At 68.9% G+C, this 25,793-nt stretch carries 26 protein-coding genes; 21 read left to right on the top strand and 5 right to left on the bottom strand.

All coding sequences use genetic code 11. The features are described 5' to 3' along the window. Positions 1-185: 185 nt before the first annotated feature. Together hflX and RBS12_RS10145 are read left to right on the top strand one after the other, a co-directional pair. Entirely contained in the window at positions 186-1,823 is a 1,638-nt protein-coding gene (gene hflX, locus RBS12_RS10150) for a GTPase HflX (RefSeq protein ID WP_307965976.1), read from the top strand. Positions 1,824-1,831: 8 nt separating this feature from the next. Continuing rightward, complete coding sequence (locus tag RBS12_RS10145) at positions 1,832-3,916, top strand: ATP-dependent DNA helicase (RefSeq protein WP_307965975.1); 2,085 nt, start codon at positions 1,832-1,834, stop codon at positions 3,914-3,916. Between the two features lie 29 nt (positions 3,917-3,945). Here RBS12_RS10145 and lexA read toward each other — a convergent pair whose 3' ends face one another. Then, complete coding sequence (gene lexA / locus RBS12_RS10140; RefSeq protein WP_307965974.1) at positions 3,946-4,653, bottom strand: transcriptional repressor LexA; 708 nt, start codon at positions 4,651-4,653, stop codon at positions 3,946-3,948. A 206-nt stretch (positions 4,654-4,859) separates the two neighbouring features. Here lexA and RBS12_RS10135 point away from each other — a divergent pair, with 206 nt between their 5' ends. From RBS12_RS10135 to RBS12_RS10100, 8 genes are all read left to right on the top strand, one after another. Next, the gene (locus RBS12_RS10135; RefSeq protein ID WP_307965973.1) at positions 4,860-5,279 is read left to right on the top strand and encodes a LysM peptidoglycan-binding domain-containing protein; all 420 of its coding nucleotides are present in this window, start codon (positions 4,860-4,862) and stop codon (positions 5,277-5,279) included. Positions 5,280-5,356: 77 nt separating this feature from the next. After that, complete coding sequence (locus tag RBS12_RS10130; protein WP_307966147.1) at positions 5,357-6,475, top strand: histidinol-phosphate transaminase; 1,119 nt, start codon at positions 5,357-5,359, stop codon at positions 6,473-6,475. 74 nt (positions 6,476-6,549) lie between these two features. Further along, a complete protein-coding gene (gene hisB / locus RBS12_RS10125; protein ID WP_307965972.1) occupies positions 6,550-7,182 on the top strand; it encodes an imidazoleglycerol-phosphate dehydratase HisB in 633 nt (210 codons plus the stop codon). Between the two features lie 32 nt (positions 7,183-7,214). Further along, positions 7,215-7,913, top strand: a complete 699-nt coding sequence (hisH, locus tag RBS12_RS10120) for an imidazole glycerol phosphate synthase subunit HisH (protein WP_307966146.1) — start codon at positions 7,215-7,217, stop codon at positions 7,911-7,913. Further along, on the top strand, positions 7,914-8,069 hold the full coding sequence (locus RBS12_RS10115; RefSeq protein WP_307965971.1) for a hypothetical protein: 156 nt from the start codon (positions 7,914-7,916) through the stop codon (positions 8,067-8,069). 69 nt (positions 8,070-8,138) lie between these two features. Beyond that, positions 8,139-8,879, top strand: coding sequence for a bifunctional 1-(5-phosphoribosyl)-5-((5-phosphoribosylamino)methylideneamino)imidazole-4-carboxamide isomerase/phosphoribosylanthranilate isomerase PriA (priA, locus tag RBS12_RS10110; RefSeq protein WP_307965970.1), 741 nt, complete (start codon positions 8,139-8,141; stop codon positions 8,877-8,879). Position 8,880: 1 nt separating this feature from the next. Next, entirely contained in the window at positions 8,881-9,750 is an 870-nt protein-coding gene (locus tag RBS12_RS10105; protein ID WP_307965969.1) for an SseB family protein, read from the top strand. Between the two features lie 116 nt (positions 9,751-9,866). After that, complete coding sequence (locus tag RBS12_RS10100) at positions 9,867-11,189, top strand: MFS transporter (protein ID WP_307965968.1); 1,323 nt, start codon at positions 9,867-9,869, stop codon at positions 11,187-11,189. A gap of 53 nt (positions 11,190-11,242) precedes the next feature. Here the strand turns inward: RBS12_RS10100 and RBS12_RS10095 are convergent, their stop codons facing one another. Next, the gene (locus tag RBS12_RS10095; protein WP_307965967.1) at positions 11,243-11,635 is read right to left on the bottom strand and encodes a DUF1844 domain-containing protein; all 393 of its coding nucleotides are present in this window, start codon (positions 11,633-11,635) and stop codon (positions 11,243-11,245) included. A 296-nt stretch (positions 11,636-11,931) separates the two neighbouring features. On the opposite strand from RBS12_RS10095, the gene infC reads away from it, so the two are divergent. The 4 genes from infC (at position 11,932) to RBS12_RS10075 (ending at position 14,906) form a co-directional block, all read left to right on the top strand. Beyond that, positions 11,932-13,086 carry a translation initiation factor IF-3 gene (gene infC, locus RBS12_RS10090; protein WP_307965966.1) on the top strand — a complete coding sequence of 385 codons (1,155 nt, stop codon included), beginning with the start codon at positions 11,932-11,934 and terminating at the stop codon, positions 13,084-13,086. A gap of 126 nt (positions 13,087-13,212) precedes the next feature. Further along, complete coding sequence (gene rpmI, locus RBS12_RS10085; RefSeq protein ID WP_307965965.1) at positions 13,213-13,407, top strand: 50S ribosomal protein L35; 195 nt, start codon at positions 13,213-13,215, stop codon at positions 13,405-13,407. A gap of 37 nt (positions 13,408-13,444) precedes the next feature. After that, positions 13,445-13,831: a 50S ribosomal protein L20 gene (gene rplT, locus RBS12_RS10080; RefSeq protein WP_136609838.1), complete on the top strand. Its 387-nt coding sequence runs from the start codon at positions 13,445-13,447 to the stop codon at positions 13,829-13,831. Positions 13,832-13,997: 166 nt separating this feature from the next. Further along, positions 13,998-14,906, top strand: coding sequence for an RNA methyltransferase (locus tag RBS12_RS10075; RefSeq protein ID WP_307966145.1), 909 nt, complete (start codon positions 13,998-14,000; stop codon positions 14,904-14,906). Positions 14,907-14,948: 42 nt separating this feature from the next. Here the strand turns inward: RBS12_RS10075 and RBS12_RS10070 are convergent, their stop codons facing one another. After that, positions 14,949-16,199 (bottom strand): MFS transporter, encoded by a 1,251-nt coding sequence (locus tag RBS12_RS10070; RefSeq protein WP_373886504.1) that lies wholly within the window; start codon positions 16,197-16,199, stop codon positions 14,949-14,951. 142 nt (positions 16,200-16,341) lie between these two features. Here RBS12_RS10070 and RBS12_RS10065 point away from each other — a divergent pair, with 142 nt between their 5' ends. Then, positions 16,342-16,794: a (deoxy)nucleoside triphosphate pyrophosphohydrolase gene (locus tag RBS12_RS10065; protein ID WP_307966143.1), complete on the top strand. Its 453-nt coding sequence runs from the start codon at positions 16,342-16,344 to the stop codon at positions 16,792-16,794. A gap of 10 nt (positions 16,795-16,804) precedes the next feature. On the opposite strand, the gene RBS12_RS10060 is transcribed toward RBS12_RS10065, so the two are convergent. Next, positions 16,805-17,884, bottom strand: a complete 1,080-nt coding sequence (locus tag RBS12_RS10060; RefSeq protein WP_307965964.1) for an Rv2578c family radical SAM protein — start codon at positions 17,882-17,884, stop codon at positions 16,805-16,807. Between the two features lie 27 nt (positions 17,885-17,911). Then, on the bottom strand, positions 17,912-18,577 hold the full coding sequence (locus RBS12_RS10055) for an SIMPL domain-containing protein (RefSeq protein WP_307965963.1): 666 nt from the start codon (positions 18,575-18,577) through the stop codon (positions 17,912-17,914). A gap of 603 nt (positions 18,578-19,180) precedes the next feature. Here RBS12_RS10055 and RBS12_RS10050 point away from each other — a divergent pair. From RBS12_RS10050 to pheT, 6 genes are all read left to right on the top strand, one after another. Beyond that, positions 19,181-19,372 (top strand): hypothetical protein, encoded by a 192-nt coding sequence (locus tag RBS12_RS10050; protein ID WP_307965962.1) that lies wholly within the window; start codon positions 19,181-19,183, stop codon positions 19,370-19,372. A 29-nt stretch (positions 19,373-19,401) separates the two neighbouring features. Beyond that, a complete protein-coding gene (locus tag RBS12_RS10045; RefSeq protein ID WP_307965961.1) occupies positions 19,402-20,160 on the top strand; it encodes an ATP-binding cassette domain-containing protein in 759 nt (252 codons plus the stop codon). Beyond that, positions 20,157-21,479: a hypothetical protein gene (locus RBS12_RS10040; RefSeq protein ID WP_307965960.1), complete on the top strand. Its 1,323-nt coding sequence runs from the start codon at positions 20,157-20,159 to the stop codon at positions 21,477-21,479. The genes RBS12_RS10045 and RBS12_RS10040 overlap by 4 nt, the downstream gene beginning before the upstream one ends. After that, complete coding sequence (locus tag RBS12_RS10035) at positions 21,476-22,090, top strand: hypothetical protein (RefSeq protein WP_307965959.1); 615 nt, start codon at positions 21,476-21,478, stop codon at positions 22,088-22,090. Before RBS12_RS10040 ends, RBS12_RS10035 begins: the two co-directional genes overlap by 4 nt. 78 nt (positions 22,091-22,168) lie before the next feature. Then, positions 22,169-23,230 (top strand): phenylalanine--tRNA ligase subunit alpha, encoded by a 1,062-nt coding sequence (gene pheS / locus RBS12_RS10030; protein ID WP_307965958.1) that lies wholly within the window; start codon positions 22,169-22,171, stop codon positions 23,228-23,230. 5 nt (positions 23,231-23,235) lie between these two features. Then, positions 23,236-25,782 (top strand): phenylalanine--tRNA ligase subunit beta, encoded by a 2,547-nt coding sequence (gene pheT / locus RBS12_RS10025; RefSeq protein ID WP_307965957.1) that lies wholly within the window; start codon positions 23,236-23,238, stop codon positions 25,780-25,782. Positions 25,783-25,793: the final 11 nt, after the last annotated feature.

The following is a 25,793-nucleotide window of genomic DNA, read 5'->3' as shown; positions in this document are numbered from 1 at the left end:
AGCCGACACAGCCCTTGGCCCCGCCCCGCCGTCGACCTCACGCCATCGAGCACTGAGCTCATGCCGTTGAGCATTGTCCGGCCGGGCAAAACAGGACACCCCGTTTGGAGACCCTCATGACGCGTGACCTCTCTTCTGTCACCCCTGAGAACTATTCTGGAAATGCACCTCGCACGAAGGAGAACATGACCAACCAGCCCAGGACCAATCACGCGAAGGGCAATGAGCACAGCGCCCAGGACCTCAGCGCGCAGGACATTCAGGCCGTCATCGACCGGATCCTCGCGAAGGAGGAGGCTGCCGCGGCGAAGGGGGCGAGCAGCGGGTCGAGCGCGCGGGACCAGAGCCAGGCGGACGACGGCGACACCGCCCAGTCGGCCGGCCGCGGCACCGTGGCGGGAGGCAAGGCGCTTGCGATTTCTGAGCTCGCCGAGGAGCACAGTGAGTTCGACGGCGAGCAGCGCGACCTTGAGGAGCGCCGCGCTCTGCGGCGCGTCGGCGGCCTCTCGACTGAACTCGAAGACGTCACCGAGGTCGAGTACCGGCAGCTCCGACTTGAGCGTGTCGTTTTGGCTGGCCTGTGGAGCGAGGGGACGCTCGAGGACGCCGAGAACTCCCTGCACGAGCTCGCTGCGCTGGCAGAGACGGCAGGCTCGGAAGTGCTCGACGGCGTCGTGCAGCGGCGGCTCAAGCCGGATGCCGGGACGTTCCTCGGCTCGGGCAAGGCTCAGGAGCTCAAGGACATCGTCGCAGCGACGGGGGCGGACACCGTGATCGTGGACTCCGAGCTCTCACCGTCCCAACGGCGAGGGCTTGAGGACATCGTCAAGGTCAAGGTCATCGACCGGACGGCGCTCATCCTCGACATCTTCGCCCAGCACGCCAAGAGCCGCGAGGGCAAGGCACAGGTTGAACTCGCGCAGCTCGAGTACCTGCTTCCGCGTCTCCGCGGCTGGGGCGAGTCGATGTCCCGGCAGGCCGGTGGCCGCGTGGGTGCTGCTGGCGGCGGGATCGGCTCTCGTGGCCCCGGTGAGACCAAGATCGAACTCGACCGCCGCCGCATCCGCACTCGCATGGCCAAGCTGCGGCGCGAGATCGCGGGGATGAAGCCCGCGCGCGAGACCAAGCGGGCCAACCGCAAGCGGAACGAGGTGCCCTCTGTCGCGATCGCGGGCTACACCAACGCGGGGAAGTCCTCGCTGCTCAACCGCCTCACTGATGCGGGTGTGCTGGTCCAGAACGCCCTCTTCGCGACCCTCGATCCCACCGTGCGCCGCGCGGAGACGCCGGACGGGCTTCCATACACGCTCGCGGACACGGTCGGCTTCGTGCGCTCGCTCCCGACGCAGCTCGTCGAGGCATTCCGCTCGACTCTCGAGGAGGTCGCCGACGCGGACCTCGTCCTGCACGTCGTCGATGCCTCGCATCCTGATCCCGAAGGGCAGATCGCGGCGGTGCGCGAAGTGCTCGCCGAGGTCGACGCGCGGAAGATCCCCGAGATCATCGTGCTCAACAAGGCGGACGCGGCGGATCCCTTCGTCCTCGAACGACTGCGGCAGCGCGAGCCGAGGCACGTCGTCGTCTCGGCCCGAACAGGGCTCGGGATGGACGCACTCCGAGCGCTCATCAGCGAGTCGATCCCGCGTCCCCACGTCGCGCTCACGATCCTCATCCCGTACAGCCGTGGCGATCTCCTGAGCCGACTGCACGAGAGCAGCTCGGAGATCCGCTCGCTCGAACACACGGCGGACGGAACTCTGGCCCATGTCGTCGTGCGGGACGAGTTCGTGGCGGAACTGGAGCCGTTCGCGGTCGATGGGTGAAGCCGTCCATGAGTAAGGAAGCTGAGGAGGCCGCTCTCGCGCTCCTCGACGTCGCCGTGGCCGCAATGGGCGGCCAGCAGCGCGAGGGGCAGCACGAGATGGCGCGTCACGTCGCCCGGGCCATCGAAGAGGGGACCCACCTTCTCGTCCAAGCGGGCACCGGCACGGGCAAGTCGCTCGCGTATCTCGTGCCGCTCATCGCGCGGGCGCGAGAGGCGCATTCGGTCAGCGCGGGGTCGCGTCCCGCCGTCGTCGCCACCGCGACGCTCGCGCTCCAGGCCCAGATCGTGGGCCGCGACCTTCCTCGGCTGCTCGAAGCGGTCGCGCCCGAACTGGACCACCCGCTTGACGTCGCCCTCATCAAGGGCCGCTCGAACTATTTGTGCAAGCACAAGATCTCAGGCGGCTTCGCGAGCGAGGACGGATCCGACGGCGCGCTCTTCGCGCTCGGGGAGGACACCGCCGTCGTCCATCCGGCTGCCACCCCGGGTGGGGCCGGACCGGCGACCCAGCTCGGCCGGGAGGTCAAGCGCCTTCGCGAGTGGGCCGAGGAGACCGAGACAGGCGACCGTGACGATCTCGTGCCGGGGGTATCGGATCGCGCGTGGCGGCACGTCTCCGTCACGGCACTCGAGTGTCTCGGAGCCCAGAAGTGTCCGCTCGCGGCGGAGTGCTTCAGCGAGCTCGCGCGGCAGCGCGGCAACGAGGCGGATATCGTCGTGACGAACCACGCGATGCTCGCCATCAACGCGTTCGAGGGGCTCAGCGTGCTCCCTGAGTACGACGTCGTCGTGGTCGACGAGGCGCACGAGCTACAGGACCGCGTGACTGGGGCCGTGAGCGCCCAGCTCTCCGTGTCGATGGTCACGGCCGCCGCAACGAGCGCGCGGCGGAACTTCGGGATCTCGGCCGAGGCGCTCCAGTCCTCGGCCTCCCAGCTTGAGCTCGCGCTGGCGTCCGTGCCCACGGGACTCCTCGCCCGGGGGCTCACGGAGGAGCTAGCGCAGGGGATCGAACTCCTCCGCGACGCGAGCCGTGCTGCCCTCTCCGATGCGAAGGCGGGCGAGGGGTCGGGCGACAGGCAGGGAGCGGCCGACGGCGGGCGGCAGGTTGCGCGCTCGCGTCTCCTCGCGATCCTCGAGTGCTGCGAGCGGCTGCTCGATGCCCAGGCGAACGGCGAGGTCGTGTGGGTCTCGCGCACGGGAAGCTTCGACCCGTCGACGGGCTACTCCGCGCCCGCCGACGACGCCCCGGCGACCCTGAGCATCGCGCCCCTCAACGTCGGCGGCAAGCTCCGCGACGGGCTGTTCGCCGATCACACGGTCATCCTGACCTCGGCCACTCTTGCGATCGGTGCCGCGTTCGAGCCCGTTGCGGGTGGCCTCGGGCTCCTCGGGAACGGTGCGCCGAGCTGGACGGGCATCGACGTCGGCTCGCCGTTCGATTATCCGAAGCAGGGCATGCTGTACGTTGCGAGGCATCTGCCGAAGCCCGGCCGCGGGCTTGCGCCCGAGGCGCTCGACGAGCTCGAGGCCCTCATCCGCGCCTCGTCGGGCGGGGCACTGTGCCTCTTCTCGTCGCGGCGCGCGGCGGAGGAAGCCGCCGACGAACTCCGCACGCGGCTCGACCTGGAGATCCTGTGCCAGGGCGAGTCGTCCATGAGCGCGCTCGTGCGCCAGTTCGCCGATGAACCGGACACCTGCCTCTTCGGCACCATGTCCCTCTGGCAGGGCGTCGACGTTCCCGGCCATTCATGCAGGCTCGTTGTGATCGACCGCATCCCGTTCCCGCGCCCCGATGACCCCATGACGACCGCTCGTTCGCGTGCCGTGGCTCAAGCCGGCGGCAACGGCTTCATGAGCGTATCGGCTTCCCACGCAGCGGTCCGGCTGGCGCAGGGAGCGGGGCGCCTCATCCGCTCCACCCAGGATCGCGGCGTCGTTGCCGTGCTCGACTCGCGCCTCGCGACCGAGCGCTACGGCGCGTTCCTGCGTTCGGCTCTTCCACCGATGTGGGGGACAACCGACCGTGCCATCGTCCTCAAGGCCCTCGAACGGCTCGCGTCGGCTGGGCCCCAGGAGAGCACGGGCTAGGTCAGACGGGCTAGACCAGATAGGCCAGATTAGACAGAGCGCATGACGGAGACCACACGGCCCATGATCGTGGCGTGGTCGCCGAGGATCGGCTCGTAGCGCGTGTTCTGCGGAAGCAGCCACGTGTGGCCGTCGCGCTGACGGAACGTCTTGACCGTCGCCTCGTCGTCGAGGAGCGCCGCGACGATGTCTCCGTTCTCCGCGTTGTTCTGGCGCCTGACGACGACCCAATCGCCGTCGCAGATTGCGGCATCGATCATCGAATCGCCCTTGACCTTGAGCATGAACAGCTCGCCGTAGCCCACGAGCTGCCGCGGAAGGGGCATGACGTCCTCGACGACCTGGTCGGCGAGGATGGGGCCGCCCGCCGCGATGCGGCCCACGAGCGGCACCATGGCGGTATCTGCCGCGCTCGCCATCTCGTCGACGCTGATGCCGCCCACTCCGAGCACCGGAGCGCTCCGCTCCGTTTCGATCGTGAGCGGGCCCTCATCGAGGCTCAGCGGCATGAGGACTTCCATCGCCCGCGGGCGCTTGGGGTCGCGCCGGAGATACCCGAGCTTCTCGAGCTGGGCGAGCTGATGGGTGACGCTTGAGAGGCTCGCGAGGCCGACCGTGTCGCCGATCTCCCGCATCGACGGCGGATAGCCATTGGTCTGGACAGAACGCTGGATCGTCTCGAGGATCTTCCGCTGGCGCACCGTCAGACCCTTGGCTGCGCGGGTCGCTCCTGCCATGCCGTGCTCCTTCTTTCGAGACCGTGCTTTCGAGACCGTGCTTATTTTGTCGGACCCCTTCGGCATCCTGATCCCACCGTAGGGGACGAAGCGGCTCCTTTCAAACATTTGTTCTATCGAGTCTGGACACGATTCGTTGAGAGGTGCTAAAAAGTTCCTAGGTGATTCGAAGACACATTCGAACGAATTGCTCAGGAGGAAGAACCGTGGCACACGCATTCGCAGCACCGCTCGGAGGAGAGCCCGTGAGCCTGCTAGATGCCCTGTTGGGGGAGCGGGCCGAAGCGTATGAGGAGCCTGCGCGGCGCGCGGGTGCGCAGTCCAAGCTGCGCCTGACGCGGCGGGGCCGCTTCGTGCTCATCGCGATGCCGATGTTCATTGTCTCGGTGCTCCTTCTCGTGGGCCTTGCGGCGTTCATGTCGCCGGCCCACGCGGGGGATACGGCGCCCGCACGCATCGACGCGGTCCAGGTGACCGTGCAGCAGGGACAGTCGCTCTGGTCGGTCGCGGCGCAGTACGCTCCGGACCGCGATCCCCGGGTGGTCATCAGCGAGATTGTCGACCTCAATGGGCTCGATTCGACCCGGGTGCAGCCGGGCCAGCAGCTCATGGTGCCCAAGTCATGAATGCGGGGCGCCGCCCATAGCGGGCGTAGGCTGGACCGGTGAACGAGCAGACTGTCCAACAACCTGCGTCCGGTCTCGTGCAGCCGGACGATCTCACTCCGGAGGAGCGCCTCGCCCGCCTTCCGCTCCGTGACGATCTGCGTGGACAGCACCCCTACGGCGCGCCTCAGCTCGATGTGCCGATCATGCTCAACGTCAACGAGAATACCTACGGCGTCCCCGCCGACGTCCAGGAGGCGATCACGGAGGCGGTTCGCGAGGCCGTGGGAGGGCTCAACCGCTATCCGGACCGTGAGTTCACGGAGCTGCGCGAGGCCCTTGCCGAGTACCTCGGGCATGGGCTTGCCGCCGAGCAGCTGTGGGCCGCGAACGGCTCGAACGAAGTGCTCCAGCAGCTTCTCCAGGCGTTCGGCGGCCCCGGTCGTACGGCGATGGGCTTTCCTCCGACGTACTCGATGTATCCGCTGCTCGCCGCGGGAACCGGCACGGCCTACCTCAAAGGCGTGCGCGCCGGAGACTACTCGCTCGATGCCGAATCCGCCGCGCGCCAGGTGCGCGATCTCGCTCCCAATCTCGTCTTCCTCTGCTCGCCGAACAATCCGACCGGGACGGCCCTCGGACTCGACGTCGTCGAAGCCGTGTACGAGGCGGGGGAGGCGAGCCAGGCCATCGTGATCGTCGACGAGGCGTACGCCGAGTTTGCCCAGCTCGGCACCGAGAGCGCGCTCACTCTCCTCCCGGGCCGCCCGCGCCTTGTCGTGACACGCACGATGAGCAAGGCCTTCGCCCTTGCGGGGGCGCGCCTCGGTTACCTTGCGGCCGCGCCCGAGGTCATCGACGCGCTGCGGCTCGTGCGCCTTCCGTACCACCTCTCGGCGGTCACGCAGGCGACGGCCCTGGCCGCGCTCAGGCACCGTGCGTCGCTCATGTCCGAGGTCGAGGAGATCAAGCACCAGCGCGACAGGATCGTCAAAGAACTCGATCGCCTCGGGCTCGAGCCGGCGTCGTCGGATTCGAACTTCGTGTTCTTCACGGGACTCCGCGATCCGCGGCGCATCTGGCGCGGCCTTCTTGAGGCCGGCATCCTCGTACGGGACGTCGGCATCCCTGGAAGCCTGCGGGTGACGGCGGGCACCGAACTCGAGACGACGGCGTTCCTCACGCGGCTCGAGGAGCTCCTCGCCGACGAGTCTTAGGCCGCGCCCATCTGGAACGCCCACCTAGAATAGGTTCATCCCCAGCGATCGCCTCGAATGAAGGGCATACATCCATGAGCATCGAGCTGCAGACCGCGCAGCGCCTGTCGCGCACCGCGCGGATGGAGCGCACGACGTCCGAGTCCTCCGTCCTCGTTGAGATCAACCTCGACGGCACGGGCCGGTCCGACATCTCCAGCAGCGTCCCGTTCTACGACCACATGCTCACGGCGCTCGCGAAGCACTCGCTCATCGACCTCACGGTCAAGGCGACGGGGGACACCCACATCGACGTCCACCACACCGTCGAGGACATCGCGATCACGTTCGGCGAGGTGCTCAAGCAGGCCCTCGGGACGAAGGCGGGCATCCGCCGCTACGGTGAGGCCACCATCCCGCTCGACGAAGCCCTCGCGAACGCCGTCGTCGACGTGTCCGGCCGTCCGTACCTCGTGCACTCGGGCGAGCCCGCGGGACAGGAATACCACCTCATCGGCGGCCACTTCACGGGCTCCCTCACGCGGCACGTGTTCGAGGCGATCACGCTGCACGCCGGGATCTGCCTCCACATGACGGTTCTCGCGGGGCGCGATCCCCACCACATCGTCGAGGCGCAGTTCAAGGCGTTCGCCCGTGCCCTGCGGGCGGCCGTCGAAGCCGATCCGCGCATCGGCGACGCGATCCCGTCGACGAAGGGCGCGCTGTGAGCGAGCCCGCCACGCCTCAGCCGCGTGACGGCGTGGCGGTGGACGCGCGCAATCTCGGCGGGCCGGCGCCGGATCCGGAGGGGCGACCCACCGTCGTCGTGCTCGATTACGGCTCGGGCAACGTGCGCTCGGCGGTGCGCGCGCTCGAACGGGCCGGCGCCGCCGTGACGCTCAGCGCGAAGCCGGAAGACGCGCTCAATGCGGACGGGCTCGTGGTGCCCGGCGTGGGCGCTTTCGCGACCGTCATGGACGAGCTCAAGTCAGTGGACGGGCTGCGCATCATCGGGCGCCGCGTGGCCGGGGGCCGCCCGGTGCTCGCGATCTGCGTGGGACTCCAGGTGATGTTCGAACGTGGCGTCGAGCACGGTGTCGAGTCGGAGGGCCTGGGCGAGTGGCCCGGAACGGTCGAGCTCCTGCCGGCGCCGGTGGTGCCCCACATGGGGTGGAACACCGTGAAGGTCGCCGAGGGGTCGAAGCTGTTTGAGGGCATCGAGGATGAGCGGTTCTACTTCGTGCATTCGTACGGCGTCCAGGAGTGGGAGTTCGACGTGAGCCAGCCGCGCATGGCGGCGCCGCTCGTCACGTGGTCCGAGCACGGGGCACCGTTCGTCGCCGCGGTCGAAAACGGTCCGCTGTGCGCGACGCAGTTCCATCCTGAGAAGTCCGGTGACGCGGGAGCGCGGCTCCTCCGGAACTGGGTCGCTTCGCTCAAGCCGAAGACCTCCCGCTAGATGTGGTCCGTCCTGCTGTTCGGCCTCGCCGGCCTGCTCGTGGGCGGGGTCGTCTCGTTCCGCAAGCAGAGGCTGCCGAACTGGACGTGGATCTCGTTCGGCATCCTCGCGGCCGCCGCTCTGGTCGCGGCCTATTTGTTGACCTTGTCGGCCTGACGGCCGGCGCACAGTAATTCGCACAGCACATCAATTCGCACAGCACATCGCACCGCAAGGAGATCATCTATGACCGCTGGGGAGCCTATCCTCGAGCTCCTGCCCGCCGTCGACGTCGCCGATGGGCAGGCCGTCCGCTTGGTCCAGGGCGAGGCGGGGAGCGAGACGAGCTACGGCGCACCGCTCGAGGCTGCGCTCGCGTGGCAGAACGCCGGCGCCGAGTGGGTCCATCTCGTGGACCTCGACGCGGCGTTTGGACGCGGCAGCAATCGCGAGCTGCTCGCCGACGTTGTGCGCCAGCTCACCATCAAGGTCGAGCTGTCCGGCGGAATCCGCGACGACGCATCGCTCGACGCCGCGCTCGAACTCGGCGCTGCCCGCGTCAACCTCGGCACCGCGGCGCTCGAGGATCCGGAGTGGACCGCGCGTGCGATCGAGCGCTATGGCGACAAGATCGCTGTCGGCCTCGACGTGCGCGGAACGACGCTTGCCGCCCGCGGCTGGACCAAGGAGGGCGGCGATCTCTGGGAGGTCCTCGCGCGCCTCGAGGACGCTGGCTGCGCCCGCTACGTCGTGACGGACGTGACGAAGGACGGCACGCTCCGCGGCCCGAATGTCGAGCTCCTCAAGCAGATGTGCGAGCGCACCGACAAGCCCGTCGTGGCCTCTGGCGGCATCTCGAGCCTCGACGACCTGCGGGTGCTGCGCGAGCTCGTCCCGCTCGGCGTCGAGGGTGCGATCGTCGGCAAGGCGCTCTACGCGGGCAAGTTCACACTCCCAGAGGCGCTCGACGTCGCCGGCCGCCGCTGACGTGAACTCGCAAAGCCAGCCGGAGCGCCACCTCCCGGGGCACATCGCCGCCGCGCTCGCGCGGGCCGGCGAGGCGACCGACTCGGCAGGTCGGCCATGGGCCGGGCGCGACCTTGGCGGAGCGGGGAACCCCCTGCACCGCTTCGACGCGGACGACGGCGCCGCCGACCCGGGCGTCGAGGCCGCCATCGCGGCACTCGCGACGGGCGGGCCCGAAGAGGCCGTCGTGGAGGCCCTCGCCACGGCGCGCGTCTTTGTCCCCGTTGTGGCTTCGCTCGCCGAGGGGGGCCTCGGCGCCCACGGCTTCGCCGAGGACAAGGAAGCCGACATGGCGCTCGTGACACTGAGCGCCCCAGACGGACGCAAGGCCCTCCCGGCCTTCACGTCCGTCGCTCGGCTCGAGGCATGGCATGCGGAGGCCCGGCCGGTCGCGGTGTTCGCTCCGCGCGCGGCGCTCTCCGCCGTCTCCGAGGGCGCCGAGCTCATCGTCGTCGATCCGGGCGCCGAGGTGACGTTCGTGCTGCGCCGCCCCGCGGTCTGGGCGCTTGCGCAGCAGAAGCCGTGGACGCCGTCGTACAAGGATGAGGCTCTGGCTGGCGTCGTCGGAGCGGCCATCGCGGACATCGCTCCGATCCGCGCGGCCCGGCTCGAACCAGGCAAGGGCGTCCCAACCCGCGATCGCTCGGGGCGCATTCTGGCCGGGGGAGGAGCCGGGCCAGAGTTGCGGATCGTGCTCGAGCTTGAGCCCGGTTTGCCTGCCGACGCCGTGCGTGGCATCGTGACAGAGCTGAACGGCCGACTTGCCGCTAGCGAGCGTTTCGCGGAGGCCGTGGACTCGATCGAGATCTCCCTCCGCGCCGCCGGGATCTGACCCGCCTGAGCCCACCGGCTTTGTCTAGCGCGTGGGTGGCGGGGTGGGTGGGCGGCGGGGTGGGTGGGCGGCGGGGTGGGTGGGCGGCGGGGTGGGTGAGAAAAAGGGGGGGATCAATGGACTTCGGCCTGTACAGGCGGCTGTGGCGACGCCGACCGGTGCGGAATCTGCTCCTCGTCGCGATGGTGGCGAGGCTTCCGCATTCGGCAGCGGGCGTCCTTCTCACGCTCCACGTCGTGCAGACCCTCGGCCTCGGCTACGGCGCGGCGGGAACTGTCGCGGCGCTCCTCACGATCGGAATCGCCGTCGGGGCGCCGTGGCGCGGCCGGCGCGTCGATACCGTGGGACTTCGGATCGCGCTCATCCCCTCGATCATCGCCGAAGCGGTTGTGTGGTCAGTGGCGCCGCACCTCGGCTACCCGGGCCTTCTCGCGGCCGCGCTCGTGGGCGGGGTGTTCTCGCTGCCGATTTTCTCCGTCGTCCGGCAGTCGCTCGGTGCCATGACCGCGTCCGCGGAACGCCGCACGGCGTTCGCCCTCGATTCGATCTGCACCGAGATCACGTTCATGGTGGGCCCGGCCCTGGCGGCCCTCGTCGCCGTGCAGCTCTCGACCGTCGTCGGCCTCACGGGCGTCGGAATTTCCGCCGCCCTCGCGGGTCTCGCACTCGTCTGGTTCAACCCGCCGACGCGTTCCGATCGGGTCGGGGCCGCCCAAGCCAGGGACGGTTTCGCCGCGGACGAGGACGACGACGTGGCGTCGTCTCTCGAATCGGCCGAGAGCGCGGCACCCGCCGAGGTCGCGGCCGGCCAGGCGGACGGGGCGTCGGGGCTCCGGCGACTGCTTCGGCGCGCGCCGCGCGGCCTGCGCCGCGGGTTCGCATGGCTCACGGTGTCGGTCGTCGTCGTTCTCGTGGTCGCCGCCGGCTCGGGCATCGTGCTCTCCGGCACGGATGTCGGGATCGTTGCTGTGCTGCGCGGCCACGGCCAGGGCCAGGAGCTTGGCTTCGTGTTCCTCGCGTGGTGCCTTGCGTCGCTTGTGGGCGGCCTCATCTACGGCGCGATGACGCGGCGCATTCCGCCCCTCGTGCTGCTCCTTGCCATGGCCGCGCTCACCATCCCGATGGGCTTCGCGAGCGACGTCTGGAGCCTGAGCCTGCTCTCCATCCCGGGGGGTCTCCTCTGCGCGCCGACGCTCTCGGCAGCGTCCGAGGCCATCGCAGCGCTCGTCGACGAGGGCAAGCGCGGCGAGGCGATGGGCTGGTACGGCTCGGCGCTCACGGCGGGTACCGCGCTCGGCTCGCCCCTCACGGGCGTCATGATCGACACGGCGGGGCCCTGGGCCGGATTCGCGGGGATTGGTGCGCTGGGGGTGCTGCTCTGCGTCGCGGGGCTCGTTGCGCAGGCCGTTCGACGGCGGCGCCGCGCAGCCGTCAACTAGCCCGCCCCGCCGTTCGACGGCGGTGCCGTCAGTTGACTTCGATGGCGGCGCCGTCAGTTGACGGGGCCGGTGTACTTCTCGCCGGGGCCCTTGCCGGGCTCGTCCGGGATGAGGGACGACTCCCGGAAGGCGAGCTGAAGGGACCGAAGGCCGTCCCGCAGGGGCGCCGCGTGCTGCGAGCCGATTTCGGGAGCGGCAGCCGTCACGAGTCCGGCCAGTGCCGTGATGAGCTTGCGCGCCTCGTCGAGATCCTTGAGGGCCTCGCCTTCGGGTCCTTCAGCGAGCCCCACCTTGACCGCTGCGGCACTCATGAGGTGCACCGCCGTCGTCGTGATCACCTCGACCGCCGGCACTTCGGCGATGTCGCGTACCTGGGTGCCCACATCGGCACGGCTGTCCTGGCTCAGCTGGTCGTCGGAAGTGGAGCTCTGATCAGTCGGGGTCATGCTGATAAGCTTGGCACAGACCGACTGGATGTCGTTATTTCAGCGTGTCCACCCACGGTGGTCAGTCGTGGGCAGGGGACCCTGTATACTTGATTGACAGTTTGCAAGCGGAGATTTCTCCCACCCGCGTCGGCGTGCGTATCGCATTGCTGCCGGGTACTCAGGTTGGCTCGCCACGGAAACCACCATGGCAGGGCACCGCGCCCCCGACGGCGCGCACCTTCTGAGGCCTCCGATTGCGCCGGCAATCGGGGGCCTTCCTCGTTGCCGGGCCAGTCCTTGACTACTTGAGGAGCTTGAACATTAGCGATCCACGCATCAATGAGCGAATCCGCGTTCCCGAGGTGCGCCTCGTCGGGCCTGCAGGCGAGCAGGTCGGCATTGTGCGCATCGAGGATGCGTTGCGTCTTGCCGCGGAGGCAGACCTCGATCTCGTTGAAGTAGCACCCCAGGCCAAGCCGCCGGTGTGCAAGCTGATGGACTTCGGCAAGTACAAGTACGAGGCCGCGGTCAAGGCCCGTGAGGCGCGCAAGAACCAGACGAACACGGTTCTCAAGGAGATCCGGTTCCGGCTCAAGATCGATACCCACGACTACGAGACGAAGAAGGGCCACGCGCTCCGCTTCCTCGGCGCCGGGGACAAGGTCAAGGCCATGATCCAGTTCCGCGGTCGCGAGCAGCAGCGTCCGGAGATGGGCATCCGCCTGCTCCAGCGCTTCGCGGACGACGTCGCCGAGGTCGGCGCGGTCGAGTCCGCTCCGCGCATCGATGGGCGCAACATGGTCATGGTGATCGGCCCGCTCAAGAACAAGGCCGAGGCCAAGGCGGAGGCTCGTCGCGCTGCCCAGCGTGCGGCTGACAAGGCCAAGGCTGAGGCGGCCAAGGCTGCCGGCATCACAGCCGACAAGGCGCCCATGACGCAGTCGCTTGGCGATGCGCTGCCCGCTGAGCTTCTGCTGGCCGCAGCCGAGGCCGACGAGGTCGCGGACGCCGAGGGCATGCTCGAGGCCGTTGAGGTCTTGGAGACTCCCGAGGTTGCGGAAGTGACCGAGATCGCGGAGGAACTGGAGGCTCCCGAGGCGGCGCCCGCGCCCGCCGAAGAGCAGCCCTCCGAAGAGCAGCCCTCTGAAGAGCAGCCCTCTGAAGAGCAGCCCGCCCAAGAGCGGCCTGTCGCGGAGCAGCCGGCTCCGAAGCAGGTCGCCCCGAAGCAGCAGGTCGCCCCGAAGCAGCCGGTCGCCCCGAAGCAACCGGCCGCCCAGAAGCAGCCGGCCGCGGAGTCGGCCACCGTGAAGCCTGCGCCGCGTCCCCAGGCCCCCAAGCCCGGCGAGGCGACGAAGCCGGCTGCTCCCAAGCCGTCGGCGCCGCGCCCGCAGGCCCCGAAGCCGGGTGCCCCTCGGCCCTCGGCGCCCAAGCCATCAGCCCCTCGGCCGTCCGGCCGCCGGGGCAGCTAGCCCACCGGGGCCGCTGAAGACCGATGAGGTCGTCAGCGGCCAGCGGTACCACGAGTCGGCCCGCGAAAGCGGTCCGCCAGAGAAGCCGCGGCCTCGTGCCGCGGGAAGCGAAGGAGATCGGTTCCTATGCCGAAGATGAAGACCCACAGTGGCGCCAAGAAGCGCTTCAAGCTGACTGGCTCGGGCAAGCTCAAGCGGCAGCAGGCTAACCGCCGCCACTACCTTGAGCACAAGCCGACCACGCTCACGCGCCGCCTCCACGCGGACAAGATCGTGGCGACGGGTGACGCCAAGGTCATCAAGCGGATGCTCGGCATCTGAGTCAGTTCCCAGCCAGGATTTTTGAAGGAGTACACACATGGCACGTGTGAAGCGGGCGGTCAACGCCCACAAGAAGCGCCGCACCGTCCTTGACCGCGCGTCCGGCTACCGGGGCCAGCGCTCGCGTCTCTACCGCAAGGCGAAGGAGCAGCTGCTCCACTCGTTCGTCTACAGCTACCAGGACCGCCACAAGCGCAAGGGCGACTTCCGCCGTCTCTGGATCCAGCGCATCAACGCTGCAGCCCGTGCGAACGGCCTGACCTACAACCGCCTCATCCAGGGCCTCAAGGCCGCCGAGGTCGAGGTCGACCGCCGCATGCTCGCCGAGCTCGCCGTCTCCGACGCTGCTGCGTTCGCGGCACTCGTCGAGGTCGCCAAGAAGGCCCTCCCGTCGGACGTCAACGCTCCGGTCGCCGCGAAGTAGGCTTCGCCAACACCTTTCCGAACGCCCGCGCAGCCCTGTGGCTGCGCGGGCGTTCGCCTGTGCCTCTTCGGACTAACGCTGTGCCTCTTCGGATAAGCGCTGTGCTGCTTCGGACTAATGTAGGTCAGTGACCTCTTCGCAGCGCGGCCCGCATCCGGCCGAACCGATGACCAATCCGAAGGCAGATCGCGTGCGCGACGTGGCCAAGCTCGCCCAGCGCTCTGCCCGGGCGAGGCGGGGGCTGTTCCTCGCCGAGGGACCGCAGGCTGTGCGCGAGGCGCTCAGGCTTGGCTCGACCGCGGTCGCCGAGGTGTACGCGAGCGAGGCCTGTCTCGAGCGGTATCCCGAGCTCGACGACCTGGCCCACGCGACCGGAGCCCTCCGGCTCGCGACCGATGAAGTTCTGGCCGCAATGGCAGACACGGTCAACCCGCAGGGCATTGTGGCCGTGTGCAGACAGCTCGATGCTGGCCTCGATGAGGTGCTCGCACAATCGCCGAGGCTGCTCGCCGTGCTGTGCCGGGTCCAGGATCCGGGCAACGCCGGAACGATCCTGCGCGCGGCGGACGCGGCCGGCGCCGACGCCGTTGTCCTGACCGACGGCAGCGTCGACATCTACAACCCCAAGGCCGTGCGCAGCACCGCAGGCTCCCTCTTCCACGTGCCCGTCGTCGTCGGCGTGGACGTCGACGAGCTTGTGCGCAGGGCGCGAGCCGCCGGCCTGGGCGTCCTCGCGGCCGACGGCTACGGAACCGTGGACCTCGACGTCCTCCAAGACGAGAGCGCGGCTCGGCGCCTCGGTGCGCGCGAGGGGGAACAGCGCAGCGAGGACCAGCACGACGGCGGGGACGCGCCGTCGTCCGTTGCCGCCGGTCCCGCGCTCGAGGCGCCCACGGTCTGGCTCTTCGGCAACGAGGCCCAGGGCCTCTCGGACGCCGAGCTTGCCCTCGCGGACGCACGCGTGGCGGTCCCCGTGTACGGCGAGGCGGAGAGCCTCAATGTGGGGACGGCTGCCACCGTGTGCCTCTACGCGAGCGCCCGGGCGCAGCGGCGCGAGGACCGCGCTGGCGGGTAAGACGGCGGGTAGTACGGCTGCCCCACGTTCACCATAGGAGCATCAGCCGAGAGGCGTGCGCCGCTCAAGCCACCCGCTCAGGGCCGCGATCGCGAGCCCGAGAACGGCGAGGACAGCACCGACGTACGCCGGGGCCGTGAAGCCCCAGCCCCAGCCGATCACGAGGCCCCCGACGAACGCCCCGAGGGCGTTCGCGACGTTGAGCGCGGAGTGATTGAGCGAGGAGGCGAGTGTCGGGGCCTTCGGGGCCGAATCGAGGAGCCTCGTCTGGAGCGCCGGGATCATCGTGGAGCCGGAGCCGCCGACGACGAAAACCATGAGGAGCGCCGTCGGCCACCAGTGCGCGGCGAGGCCGTACAGCACCATGACCACTGCGACGACCGCGAGCCCTCGGTAGATCGCGCCCATGACCGAGCGGTCGGCGAGCCGCCCGCCGATGATGTTGCCCGCGACCATGCCCAGGCCATAGAGCCCCACGACGAGGGGCATGAGGTTCTCGGGAAGCCCGGCGACGCTCGTCATCGTGTGGGCGATGTAGGTGTAGGTCGCGAAGAAGCCGCCGAAGCCGACGATTCCGATGAGCAGGGCGAGCCACATCTGGACCCGGGTGAGGGCGCCGAGTTCGCGCCGAATGCTGGCCTCCGGGTGAGCCGGCTCGAATGGCACGAAGCGCCAGATCATGGCGACGGCGGCGAGAGCGATGACGGCCGTGACGACGAAGAGGAGCCTCCAGCCGAAAGCCTGGCCCAGCCACGTTGCGAACGGCACGCCGAGCACGTTCGCGATCGTGAGGCCGGACATGACGGTTGCGATGGCCCATCCCCGCTTCGTCGGGGCGACGAGGGTTCCCGCGAGGACGGCTGCCGCTCCGAAGTACGCGCCGTGGGGGAGGCCCGACGCGAAGCGCGAGACCATCATCGAGCCGAAGTCGCCGGCGAACGCCGAGGAGAGGTTGGCGAGTCCGATGAACGCGGCGAGCGCCATGACGAGCCACTTGCGCGGGAGCCGTGCGCCGACGGCCGCGAGGATGGGTGCGCCGACGACGACGCCGAGCGCGTACGCGGAGATGAGCTGGCCCGCCTGCGGGGTCGAGACGGCGAGGCCGCGTTCGATCTCCTTGAGCAGTCCCATCGTCGTGAACTCGACCGTGCCGATGCCGAATCCGCCGATCGCGAGCGAGAGCATGGCCCAGAAGAGAGGCCTCGGTGCAAGAGGTGCGCGGCCGCTGCGGCTGTGGGTGAGCTCTGGGGGCGAGGCGGTGCCCTTAGTGCTTTGGGCAGGGGGCGTCGTCATGCTGATCCTTGGGGGTCGGTGCTGTCGTCGAAAGGGCCCGCCGGCGTGGCCGCGCGGGGGAGGGGCAGCATCGGCCCTCGGGTCCTTCAACTCTATTCGCTGTCGGCTCATTCCACCGCCCTAGACTGTGGGCGTGGAAGGAATCGAGACGATCGTGCACGTCGTGGGAGGGGCGATTGTCGATTCGCTCGCGCGGCCCACGGCGCTTCTCGCCGCACGCCGCACCGCGCCGCCCCAGTTCGCAGGGATGTGGGAGTTCCCGGGCGGCAAGGTCGAACCGGGCGAGGAGCACGAGGATGCGCTCCGCCGGGAACTCCGCGAAGAGCTCGGGGTTGCCGTCCGGCTCGGTTCCGAGATCGCCGGGCCGGGGCGCGACGGCTGGCGCCTCAACGCGAAGGCGGCGATGAGGGTGTGGTTCGCTGAAATCATCGAGGGCTCGCCCGTTGCGCTCGAAGACCACGACGAGCTCCGCTGGGTTCCGCTCGCTCGAGAGTCGGAAGACCGCCTCACGGGCCTTCCCTGGATCCCCGCAGACTACCCGATCGTCGAAGCCGTCCGAGTGGAAGCCGAGCGACTCTCGCGCCGTATGTGGTAGGGGTCCGGGCTCAGAACAGCACTCCTTGGTCGGTCGGCTTTCGCGCGGCGCGGTGAGGCGCCGTCGTCTCCTCAAGGTGGTCTCGCGCGGCGCGCGGAGCGGGGTCCAGCATGCGGTGGCCCACGGTGTCGCGACCTCCGAAGCCGTGGCGCGCTTTGGCCTGCGCGACGCGGCGGCCGAGCCACATCCGGTAGTCCTTGGGCGCGTAGGAGCCTTGGCCGTAGAGCCGTCGGTAGCGGCCAACGAGCTGGGGATGCTCGCGCGCAAGCCATTGCATGAACCATTCCTTCGTCGCTGGCCTCAGATGGAGCGCCCCTGCGGTCACCTCGCTGGCCCCGGCCTCGGCGAGCGCGGCGAACAGACCGTCGAGATGCTCCTCGCCGTCCGTGAGCCAGGGGAGGATCGGCATGGCCATGACGCCACAGGGGAGCCCGGCGTCGCGCAGCTTGCGGATGAGCGCTAGCCGCGCAGAAGGTGTAGGCGTCCCGGGCTCGAGCACGGATTGAAGCGACTGATCCAGGACCGCGAGCGAGATCGCCGTACCGACGGTGACGTGGGCGGCCGCAGCCTTGAGCAGCGGCAGGTCGCGCGCGAGGAGCGTCCCTTTCGTGAGGATCGAGAACGGCGTCCCCGAGTCCGCAAGCGCTCGGATAATGCCCGGCATGAGCGCGTAACGGCCCTCAGCCCGCTGATAGGGATCGGTGCTGGTGCCGAGGGCTACGTGCTCGCGCGACCACGAGGGCCGCGCGAGCTCGGCCCGCAGGACCTCGACAACGTTCACCTTGACCACCAGCTGCCGGTCGAAGTCAAGGCCTGAGTCGAGGTCGAGGTACTGGTGCGTTCCGCGCGCGAAGCAATAGACGCACGCGTGGCTGCACCCCCGGTAGGGATTGATCGTCCACCGGAACGGCATGGAGGACGCCGGCGGCACCTTGTTGAGCGCCGATTTCGCGGCGACCTCGTGGAATGTGATGCCGTGGAACTCCGGCGTCCGGACGGCGCGCAGCAGCCCCGCGAGCGGAATGAGCGGAACGCTGTCCGTCCCGCCGTCAGCGGATTCGGACTGCGCCGTCTGCGTGTTCCATCGCATGCAGACTATTCGAATACATGTTCGAAGTCATGTCAAGGAGGCGTCGTCGGGCTCGGCGAGCCGCCACGCGACCGTGACGGTGGCCCGCAGCTCGGCCTCGCCCGCCTCGATCGGCATCTGCTCGGCAGAGCTCGCCACCGCGGCGGCGCGGACAAACGGGACCGGCATGCCCGGCGCCAAGGGCCCCGCGACGTCGATCCGGATGGCGGGGCCAAGGGAGCGGCCCGCCCGGCGGGCCAGCCGCTCGGCCGCCGCCCGCGCGTCGTCGAACGCGGCCTCCTGGGCGGCCGCGAGCGCCGCGGCCGGGTCGTCCACCTCGAGCGCGAGTCCGTGGATCCGCAGCGCATCGCCTGCGGCGCGGACGACGGCGTCGAGCAGCTCGGGCGTGCGGCCGAGGTCGCGGGACTTGACCGTGAACCCCTCGCCCGCGAAGTAGCCCACGATCTTTCCGGAACGGTACTGCCAGTCCATCTCCGGTCGGACGTACAGGCCGCTCGTCGCGAGGTCGGAACGCGGGATTCCGGCCTCGAGCGCGGCGTCGACGACCTTCTTGGCCGTGGCCGCCGCTCCCTCGTAGGCCTCCGCCAGGATGGCGGCCCGAACCTCGACGGAGAGGCGGAGGACGGCGACGTCCGGTGTGGCGCGCGCCGTTCCAGTCCCAGTGACGGTCACGGTGTCGTGCATTCTGCCCATGCTGGCCTCCTCGACGGTCCTCCCACGGTATCCCCGGAGCGTTCGATCGGCCTAGGAATGAGCTCGGCGAATTTTATCTCGAAGTATCCACGGAGATTCAAGGGTTAGCACCACGGAATCTGGACAAATATTTCGCGCCCAGTACCTAGATGCGGCGCCGGGGGATGTACCGATCCGCGGGAATCCGCGGGAGAGCCGTCTAAGTGGTGACATTCGTGCATTCGAGAACGTGCGGATGTCTGGTGCGGCCGTCACGTGGTGAAACTGGCCTTCTTCGACCCTCCTGAAAATTTGGAGGCTGGGCTTAGATTGTCTTTACCGTCGGCAATCGACCCGCGGTGGCCAGTAAGCTATAAACTAGGACATCTGGGGGATAACATGCGAACACGTCAGTCTCGGAGGCGTTTCGCTGCGCTCATTGCGTCTGTTGTGGCATCCTTGTTCATGTTGGCCGCGCCGGCCGTAGCGGAGGGTTCTTGGTATTCCTCCGTCTACGGGGCGGTGATCGGCTTCAGCTCGCGCTCGTGGCAAGACAATCATCTCGACTCTGCATCAACGGTGACCTACTTGTCGGGGTGCTCAGTCCCCGCGGGCTTCTCGTCCGTGAGCCTCGATCTCTACGACGAGTTCGGATGGTTTCCCGACTATAACGTCGGCACCAGGACGAGTGCGTGCGGTGCTCACAATTGGGGTGTCATGACCCGCCCAGACAGCTATCACTGGACAATCTCTGCGATCAACGGCGGATCTTGGGGCAATTCGATCAGCATTGCCGGCATCAGCCAATACTACTGATCTCGCTCCGTTCAGTGTCTAGATCATGAATGTGGGGGGACTTGAATCTGAGACTTGACAATATTGGATTTTCTTATTCTGCGACGCCGGTGTTCGACGGATTCTCACTTGAGATCCCTTCGGGAAGAACTGTGTTGTTGGGGCCGAATGGCGCGGGGAAGTCCACCCTTTTAGGGATAGCGGCCAGCGTCCTGATGCCCCGTTCGGGCTCCACTTTCGTGGAGCCCGAACGGGGCAGGCGCACAGATTCGAGGCAACGCCGCCGATACAGGCGTCAGGTGGCCTGGCTGCCGCAGGACTTCTGCCCGTTCCCGGGGCTCACGGTGGCCGAGCATGTTGCATACTGCGGCTGGCTCAAGGGGATGAGCGCGGGGGATGCCCGGGCGAGCACCGGCGCGGCCCTCGAGGCGGTGGACCTTTCCTCACTGGGCGATCGTCCTGTGAAGCAGCTGTCCGGCGGACAGCGCCGGAGAATGGGACTGGCCGGTGCGCTGGTCCATGACGCCGACGTGATTCTGCTCGACGAGCCGACCGCGGGCCTCGACCCGTTGCAGCGCGAGAGGTTCGCCGCGCTTCTCCGGCGGATTGAACCCCAGAAGGTCGTGGTGGTCTCAACGCATCAGACCGAGGATGTTCATGACTCGTATGGGTACGTCGCGATCCTCGATCGGGGTGTCTTGCGGTTCCACGGGACGGTAAAAGATTTCGTCTCCGTGGCGTCCGACGGAATCGACCTCCGGGACAGGGTCCGGCAGGCTTATTCCCGCTACGTCGTGGGGGAGGAATGAGCGTGCTCCCTCTTCCTTCCCGCCCTGCCCTTTGGCTTGTCTTCCCCGGCCTGATCCTGGTGTGGGTCTACGCGGCGCTTTACATCAGTGACGCAGCCATCCGAGGACATTGGGTCGCCGCTATGAGCAACGCCGCGCTGTTCCTGCTGTTCTCGTGCGGGCTCGCGGCGCTTTCCGCAGCGATTGAGGGATCGCGGGATCGTTCGGGGAAGCTGGGCGATCTGGCCGTCGTGCGTTCATCGTGGCACATTGCGGCACAGCGGCTGTGGCCCTCGCTGCTCGCCGGCGCCACAGTTCAGACTGTTGGAACACTCTTTCTCGCATCCGCCGCCTTCGGCGCACCAGGACGTCCGCCGTGGGAACTCCCGGTTGCCTATGTCGCCATCGTGTTCTTTCACGCATCGCTCGGATATGCGCTCGGGAGATTCCTTCCGGCTATCGCGGCGATTCCCCTGAGCATGCTGTCTTCCTACGGCTGGCTCGGGTTCACATGGTCCGTGCCCTACTTCCCGCTCAGGCATCTGGCGGGGCCCGCGCTCGCCAGCTGTTGCGGACCTGCGAGCGAACTCAACCCCCTCGCGGTCTGGGCCCCCATCGCCTTCAGCATTCCGGCCGGAGTCCTTCTGCTCGCCCTCGTTGCGCTCAACCCACCCGTCGGCAGAGCGGAGCGTGCAAGGGTCGGCCGGCGACGCGCTCGCGCAGCGATGGCCGTCGCCTCCGGCCTTGTCGCCTGTCTCGCCGTGGTGACGGCGTGTTCACTCTTCCTTGCGCGCAACGTGGGGGCCTTTGCCTATCAGGACCGCCCCGAGTCCGAGCTTGAATGCAGCGGTCAGCGACCTCGGATTTGCCTCTTTCCAGAACAGCTTGCCAGCTCGGACCCTCGCCCCGTCCTTGCGGCTGCCTTCTCGCGGTTGGAGGCCGCCGGGATGCCCTTATTCATGGCAGTGAATGCAGGAGTGGGCGATTCCAACCCAACCGATGCCATCGCCGTGGTCGCCGTCGGAATCAGATCGAGCGAGGCAGAACTGATTCATGCGGCGGCTTCGGCCTACACGGCGCCCCTGACGGGGATCGACTGCGGAGCGACTGACTACCGGCCATGGCTGCGGGCTTACGGGATTCTGTCGGCGTGGCTTGAACTGGAAGCCTCGAAGGGGGTTGTCGCGCCGGAACGCGTTAGGGCGGGGGTTGCGCGCGACACATTGGACGATCTCGATCACTTGCAGGCCCGGCCCTTGGGGGAGCAGCGCGAGTGGATTCGGAGTGCGCTCGAATCGCTCAAACGATGCGAGGCGGTTTCGCCGGATGACGCACCATGAGGTGGTGGCTGGCTGCGCATAAGGCGCTCGTCGTCCTCGTACTCGTCTTTGGGACGAGCGCGACTGCGCTCGCGACAGCGCGCCTCAATCTGGCCCTTCCCGCGCTTTCCGGGTCCATGCCGTTCGCACCGGTTCCGCTTGTTGCGGTCCTCGCGACGCTGGCGACAGTCATCGTCGCGGCCGGCCTGTCGTCGGGCGACGAGGCCATCGTGCGAGCTGCAGCGCGCAATGCGCACGCCCTCAATGCGGCCTATCTCTTCGGCGCGTTTGCCGTCGTCGGCTTGACCAGTGCGATGGCGCTTCCCCTGGGCGTCCCGGTCGAGCACGCGTGGCTCCTGCTGCGGGACACCGCCGGCTGCCTCGCGCTCCTCGTCGTCGGGCGTACGCTCGCACTCGGCCGCTACTCGGCCACGGTCCCCACCGGATACCTCCTCGCGTCGTCAATCTTCGGACGGACCAGCGGCGGATTGCCTGCCTGGTGGGCCTGGCCCCTGCAGCGCGGCGAGGAGGCGGACCTGCCGGTCTTGATCCTGTCTGCGGCAGCCGCGGTGGTCCTCCTTGTCGAGTGCGGGCGACGTGGGCGGGCGATCGCGCTCGGAGGGCAACGCTAGACTGGGCAGGGAGCCGAACGGCGCGGCGTGCCCGCGGCTGGCTCCCTGCCGACCAACCCGCACGCGTAAGAACGGTCCATGACTGATACATTGCCCGGCGTCGCCGTCCCGGATCCCCTGGACGAGGCCGCTGTCACCGCCGCCGTCGAACGCGCCCTCGAGGAGATCTCGGGCGCGCCCACCCTGGACGAGCTCAAGGCCGTCCGCATCGCCCACACGGGGGAGAAGTCGCCGCTCGCGCTGGCCAACCGTGCGATCGGTTCGCTCGGCAAGGAGTCCAAGGCGGCGGCGGGGAAGATTGTGGGCTCGGCACGCGGACGCGTGAATCAGGCCATCGCGGCGCGCGCTGAGGTGCTTGAGGTGGAGAACGACGCGCGGATCCTCGTCGAGGAGACGGTCGATGTCACCGCCGCGCCGCGCCGCCGTCGTGCGGGCGCGCGCCACCCCCTCTCGACGCTGCAGGACCGCGTGTGCGAGATCTTCGTCGGCATGGGCTGGGAAATCGCCGAAGGCCCCGAGGTCGAGTCCGAGTGGTTCAACTTCGACGCGCTCAACTTCAAGCCGGACCACCCGGCCCGCGAGATGCAGGACACGTTCTTCGTCGAGCCCGTCGAGCGGCACGTGCTCATGCGCACGCACACCTCGCCCGTCCAGGTTCGCTCGATGCTTGAGCGCGAGGTGCCGATCTACGTGCTGTGCCCGGGCAAGGTGTTCCGCACGGACGAGCTCGACGCGACACACACGCCGGTCTTCCACCAGTTCGAGGGCCTCGCGATCGACAAGGGCCTGAGCATGGCAGACCTGCGCGGAACGCTCGAGCACTTCGCGCGCCAGATGTTCGGCCAGGAGGCCCAGATCCGGCTCCGCCCGAACTTCTTCCCGTTCACTGAGCCGAGCGCCGAGCTCGACATCTGGCACCCGGGTGCGAAGGGCGGGCCCCGCTGGATCGAGTGGGGCGGCTGTGGCATGGTCAACCCCAACGTTCTGCGCGCGGCGGGCATCGACCCCGACGTCTACTCGGGCTTCGCGTTCGGCATGGGCATCGAGCGGACCCTCATGTTCCGCAACGACGTCGTTGACATGCGCGACATGATCGAGGGCGACCTCCGGTTCAGCGAGCACTTCGGGATGGAGATCTAAGCACCATGCGAATCCCCCTTTCATGGCTGCGCGAGTACACGCAGCTCCCCGCCGGCGCGACCGCCGAGGATGTCATGGCAGACCTTGTCGCGGTCGGGCTCGAAGAGGAGGCCGTCCACCGGCCCGCCGACTCCATCAAGGGCCCGGTCGTCGTCGGCCAGGTGCTGAGCCTCGTCAAGGAGCCGCAGTCCAACGGCAAGACGATCAACTGGTGCCAGGTCCGCGTGGTCCCCGAGGGCCACGAGCAGACCCTCACGGGGAAGGGAATCGACCCATCCGGCGTCCAGGGCATCGTGTGCGGCGCGCACAACTTCGTCGAGGGCGACAAGGTTGTTGTGACGCTTCCGGGTGCGACCCTCCCGGGCGACTTCCACATCGCGGCGCGCAAGACCTACGGCCACGTCTCCGCGGGCATGATCGCGTCCGCGCGCGAGCTCGGCGTCGGCGAGGACCACGACGGCATCATCGTGCTCTCGCGCCTTGGCCTCGACCCCGAGATCGGCACGGATGCGCTAGAGCTCCTCGGCCTGACCGACGAGGCCGCCGAGATCAATGTCACGCCGGATCGCAGCTATTGCTTCTCGATCCGAGGGATTGCGCGCGAGTTCGCGCATGCCACGGGCACGGTGTTCGAGGACCCGGCCACGCAGGTCAAGGTGCCGGAGAAGCTCGACGGCGGCTTCGACGTCGTGCTCGATGACCGCGCCCCGGTCTACGGCGTGCCCGGATGCGATCGCTTCGTGGCACGCACCGTCCGCGGCATCGACCCGACGCGTCCCACGCCGCAGTGGATGGTCTCGCGCCTGCGGCTCGCCGGCATGCGATCGGTCTCGCTGCCCGTCGACATCTCGAACTACGTGATGTTCGAGCTCGGCCAGCCGACGCACTGCTACGACCTCGACAAGCTCGAGGGCCCGATCACGGTCCGTCGGGCCGAAGACGGCGAGAAGATCGAGACCCTCGACGGGAAGATCCGCGACCTCGACCCCGAGGATCTGCTCATCGCGGACGCGGCGGGCCCGATCGGCATCGCGGGCGTCATGGGCGGTGCGTCGACCGAGTGCTCCGGCTCGACCGTCAACGTCCTCGTCGAGGCGGCCCACTTCGACACCGTCACCGTTGGCCGCTCGCGCCGTCGCCACAAGCTCCCGTCCGAGGCGTCCAAGCGCTTCGAGCGCGGGGTCGACTGGCAGGTCGCGGACGAGGCCGCGCAGCGCGTCGTCGATCTCCTCGTCGAACTCGGGGGCGGCGTGGCCGACGAGACGGGGACCGATGTCGGCACCGAGCCGCAGCCCGTCACGATCGTGCTCCCCGAAGAGTTCGCGTCCGAGCGGATCGGCATGGAGTTCTCCGAGGAGCTCATCGCGCGCACGCTCGGCGACCTCGGCGCACAGGTCAAGCGGCGCGGTTCCGACTTCCTCGTGACTCCGCCGAGCTGGCGCAACGACCTCGAGACGAAGGAAGACCTTTCCGAGGAGATCGCGCGGCTTGTCGGCTACGACAAGATCCCGTCGCGTCTCCCGGTCGCACCCCCGGGACGCGGCTTCACGCGCACGCAGCAGCAGCGCCGCCGGCTCGTGCAGGCGCTCGCCGACGCGGGCCTCACCGAGGTGCTCGCGTACCCGTTCGTGACCAAGGCAGCGAACGAGACGTTCGGCGTCGCGGAGGCAGGAGCGCCGCGCCCCGCGGTCAAGCTCGCGAACCCGCTGAGCGAGGAGTTCGGCTGGCTGCGCACCTCTGTGCTGCCCGGCCTCATCGACGTGGCCAAGCGCAACCACTCGCGCGGCTTCCGCGACCTCGCACTCTTCGAGACGGGCCTCGTGTTCCTGCCCGAAGGCGGGGAGATCGGCACGGCGACGATCCCGCCGCTCGGGGCCCTGCCCTCGGACGAGGTGCTCGACGCGCTCGACGCGGGGCTCCCGCGCCAGCCGCTCCACCTCGGGGCGATCATGACGGGCCACGATTCGCCCGCCGCCGCCCAGCACACGCCCCGGGCGTGGGACTGGGCCGACGCAATCGACGTCGCGCGGCTCGCGGGCGACCTCCTGGGCGTCGACCTCGTCGTCACCCAGGGCTCGCACCAGGCGTTCCACCCGGGCCGCACGGCTCAGCTCGCGCTGCGTTCGGGCGAGGTCGTCGGTTTCGCGGGCGAGCTTCACCCCAAGCTGCTTGCGGCCCACGACATGCCCGCGCGCTCAGTCGCCGTCGAGCTCGACGCGGACGCCCTGTTCGACGCCTCGCCGGACGTCGTCGTCGCGAAGCACATCTCGACGTTCCCGGTCGCGACTCAGGACGTCGCGCTCATCGTCGATGCCGCGATCCCCGCCGACGACGTCAAGGACGCCTTGCGCGAGGGCGCGGGCGAGCTCCTCGAGGAGGTGCACCTGTTCGACGTCTACGTCGGCAGGGGCATCGAGGACGGCAGGAAGTCGCTCGCGTTCGGGCTCCGTTTCCGTGCCCCGGACCGGACGCTCACGTCGGACGAGGCCTCGGAAGCCCGCGCTGCCGCCGTCGCCCTCGCCGCCGAGCGTTTTGGGGCGGTCCAGCGCTGACGCCTCCAGCG

Source organism: Sinomonas sp. ASV322 (assembly GCF_030908245.1).
Lineage (GTDB): Bacteria > Actinomycetota > Actinomycetes > Actinomycetales > Micrococcaceae > Sinomonas.
This window is presented reverse-complemented; position numbering and strand designations above follow the sequence as displayed.

What these genes read in the sequence shown, in the direction of transcription:
- hflX (WP_307965976.1), top strand. Translation starts at nt 186, where the DNA reads ATGACCAACCAGCCCAGGACCAATCACGCGAAGGGCAATGAGCACAGC.
- RBS12_RS10145 (WP_307965975.1), top strand. Translation starts at nt 1,832, where the DNA reads ATGAGTAAGGAAGCTGAGGAGGCCGCTCTCGCGCTCCTCGACGTCGCC.
- lexA (WP_307965974.1), bottom strand. Translation starts at nt 4,653, where the DNA reads ATGGCAGGAGCGACCCGCGCAGCCAAGGGTCTGACGGTGCGCCAGCGG.
- hisB (WP_307965972.1), top strand. Translation starts at nt 6,550, where the DNA reads ATGAGCATCGAGCTGCAGACCGCGCAGCGCCTGTCGCGCACCGCGCGG.
- RBS12_RS10115 (WP_307965971.1), top strand. Translation starts at nt 7,914, where the DNA reads ATGTGGTCCGTCCTGCTGTTCGGCCTCGCCGGCCTGCTCGTGGGCGGG.
- priA (WP_307965970.1), top strand. Translation starts at nt 8,139, where the DNA reads ATGACCGCTGGGGAGCCTATCCTCGAGCTCCTGCCCGCCGTCGACGTC.
- RBS12_RS10100 (WP_307965968.1), top strand. Translation starts at nt 9,867, where the DNA reads ATGGACTTCGGCCTGTACAGGCGGCTGTGGCGACGCCGACCGGTGCGG.
- RBS12_RS10095 (WP_307965967.1), bottom strand. Translation starts at nt 11,635, where the DNA reads ATGACCCCGACTGATCAGAGCTCCACTTCCGACGACCAGCTGAGCCAG.
- rpmI (WP_307965965.1), top strand. Translation starts at nt 13,213, where the DNA reads ATGCCGAAGATGAAGACCCACAGTGGCGCCAAGAAGCGCTTCAAGCTG.
- rplT (WP_136609838.1), top strand. Translation starts at nt 13,445, where the DNA reads ATGGCACGTGTGAAGCGGGCGGTCAACGCCCACAAGAAGCGCCGCACC.
- RBS12_RS10075 (WP_307966145.1), top strand. Translation starts at nt 13,998, where the DNA reads ATGACCAATCCGAAGGCAGATCGCGTGCGCGACGTGGCCAAGCTCGCC.
- RBS12_RS10070 (WP_373886504.1), bottom strand. Translation starts at nt 16,199, where the DNA reads ATGACGACGCCCCCTGCCCAAAGCACTAAGGGCACCGCCTCGCCCCCA.
- RBS12_RS10060 (WP_307965964.1), bottom strand. Translation starts at nt 17,884, where the DNA reads ATGCGATGGAACACGCAGACGGCGCAGTCCGAATCCGCTGACGGCGGG.
- RBS12_RS10055 (WP_307965963.1), bottom strand. Translation starts at nt 18,577, where the DNA reads ATGGGCAGAATGCACGACACCGTGACCGTCACTGGGACTGGAACGGCG.
- RBS12_RS10045 (WP_307965961.1), top strand. Translation starts at nt 19,402, where the DNA reads ATGTGGGGGGACTTGAATCTGAGACTTGACAATATTGGATTTTCTTAT.
- RBS12_RS10040 (WP_307965960.1), top strand. Translation starts at nt 20,157, where the DNA reads ATGAGCGTGCTCCCTCTTCCTTCCCGCCCTGCCCTTTGGCTTGTCTTC.
- RBS12_RS10035 (WP_307965959.1), top strand. Translation starts at nt 21,476, where the DNA reads ATGAGGTGGTGGCTGGCTGCGCATAAGGCGCTCGTCGTCCTCGTACTC.
- pheS (WP_307965958.1), top strand. Translation starts at nt 22,169, where the DNA reads ATGACTGATACATTGCCCGGCGTCGCCGTCCCGGATCCCCTGGACGAG.
- pheT (WP_307965957.1), top strand. Translation starts at nt 23,236, where the DNA reads ATGCGAATCCCCCTTTCATGGCTGCGCGAGTACACGCAGCTCCCCGCC.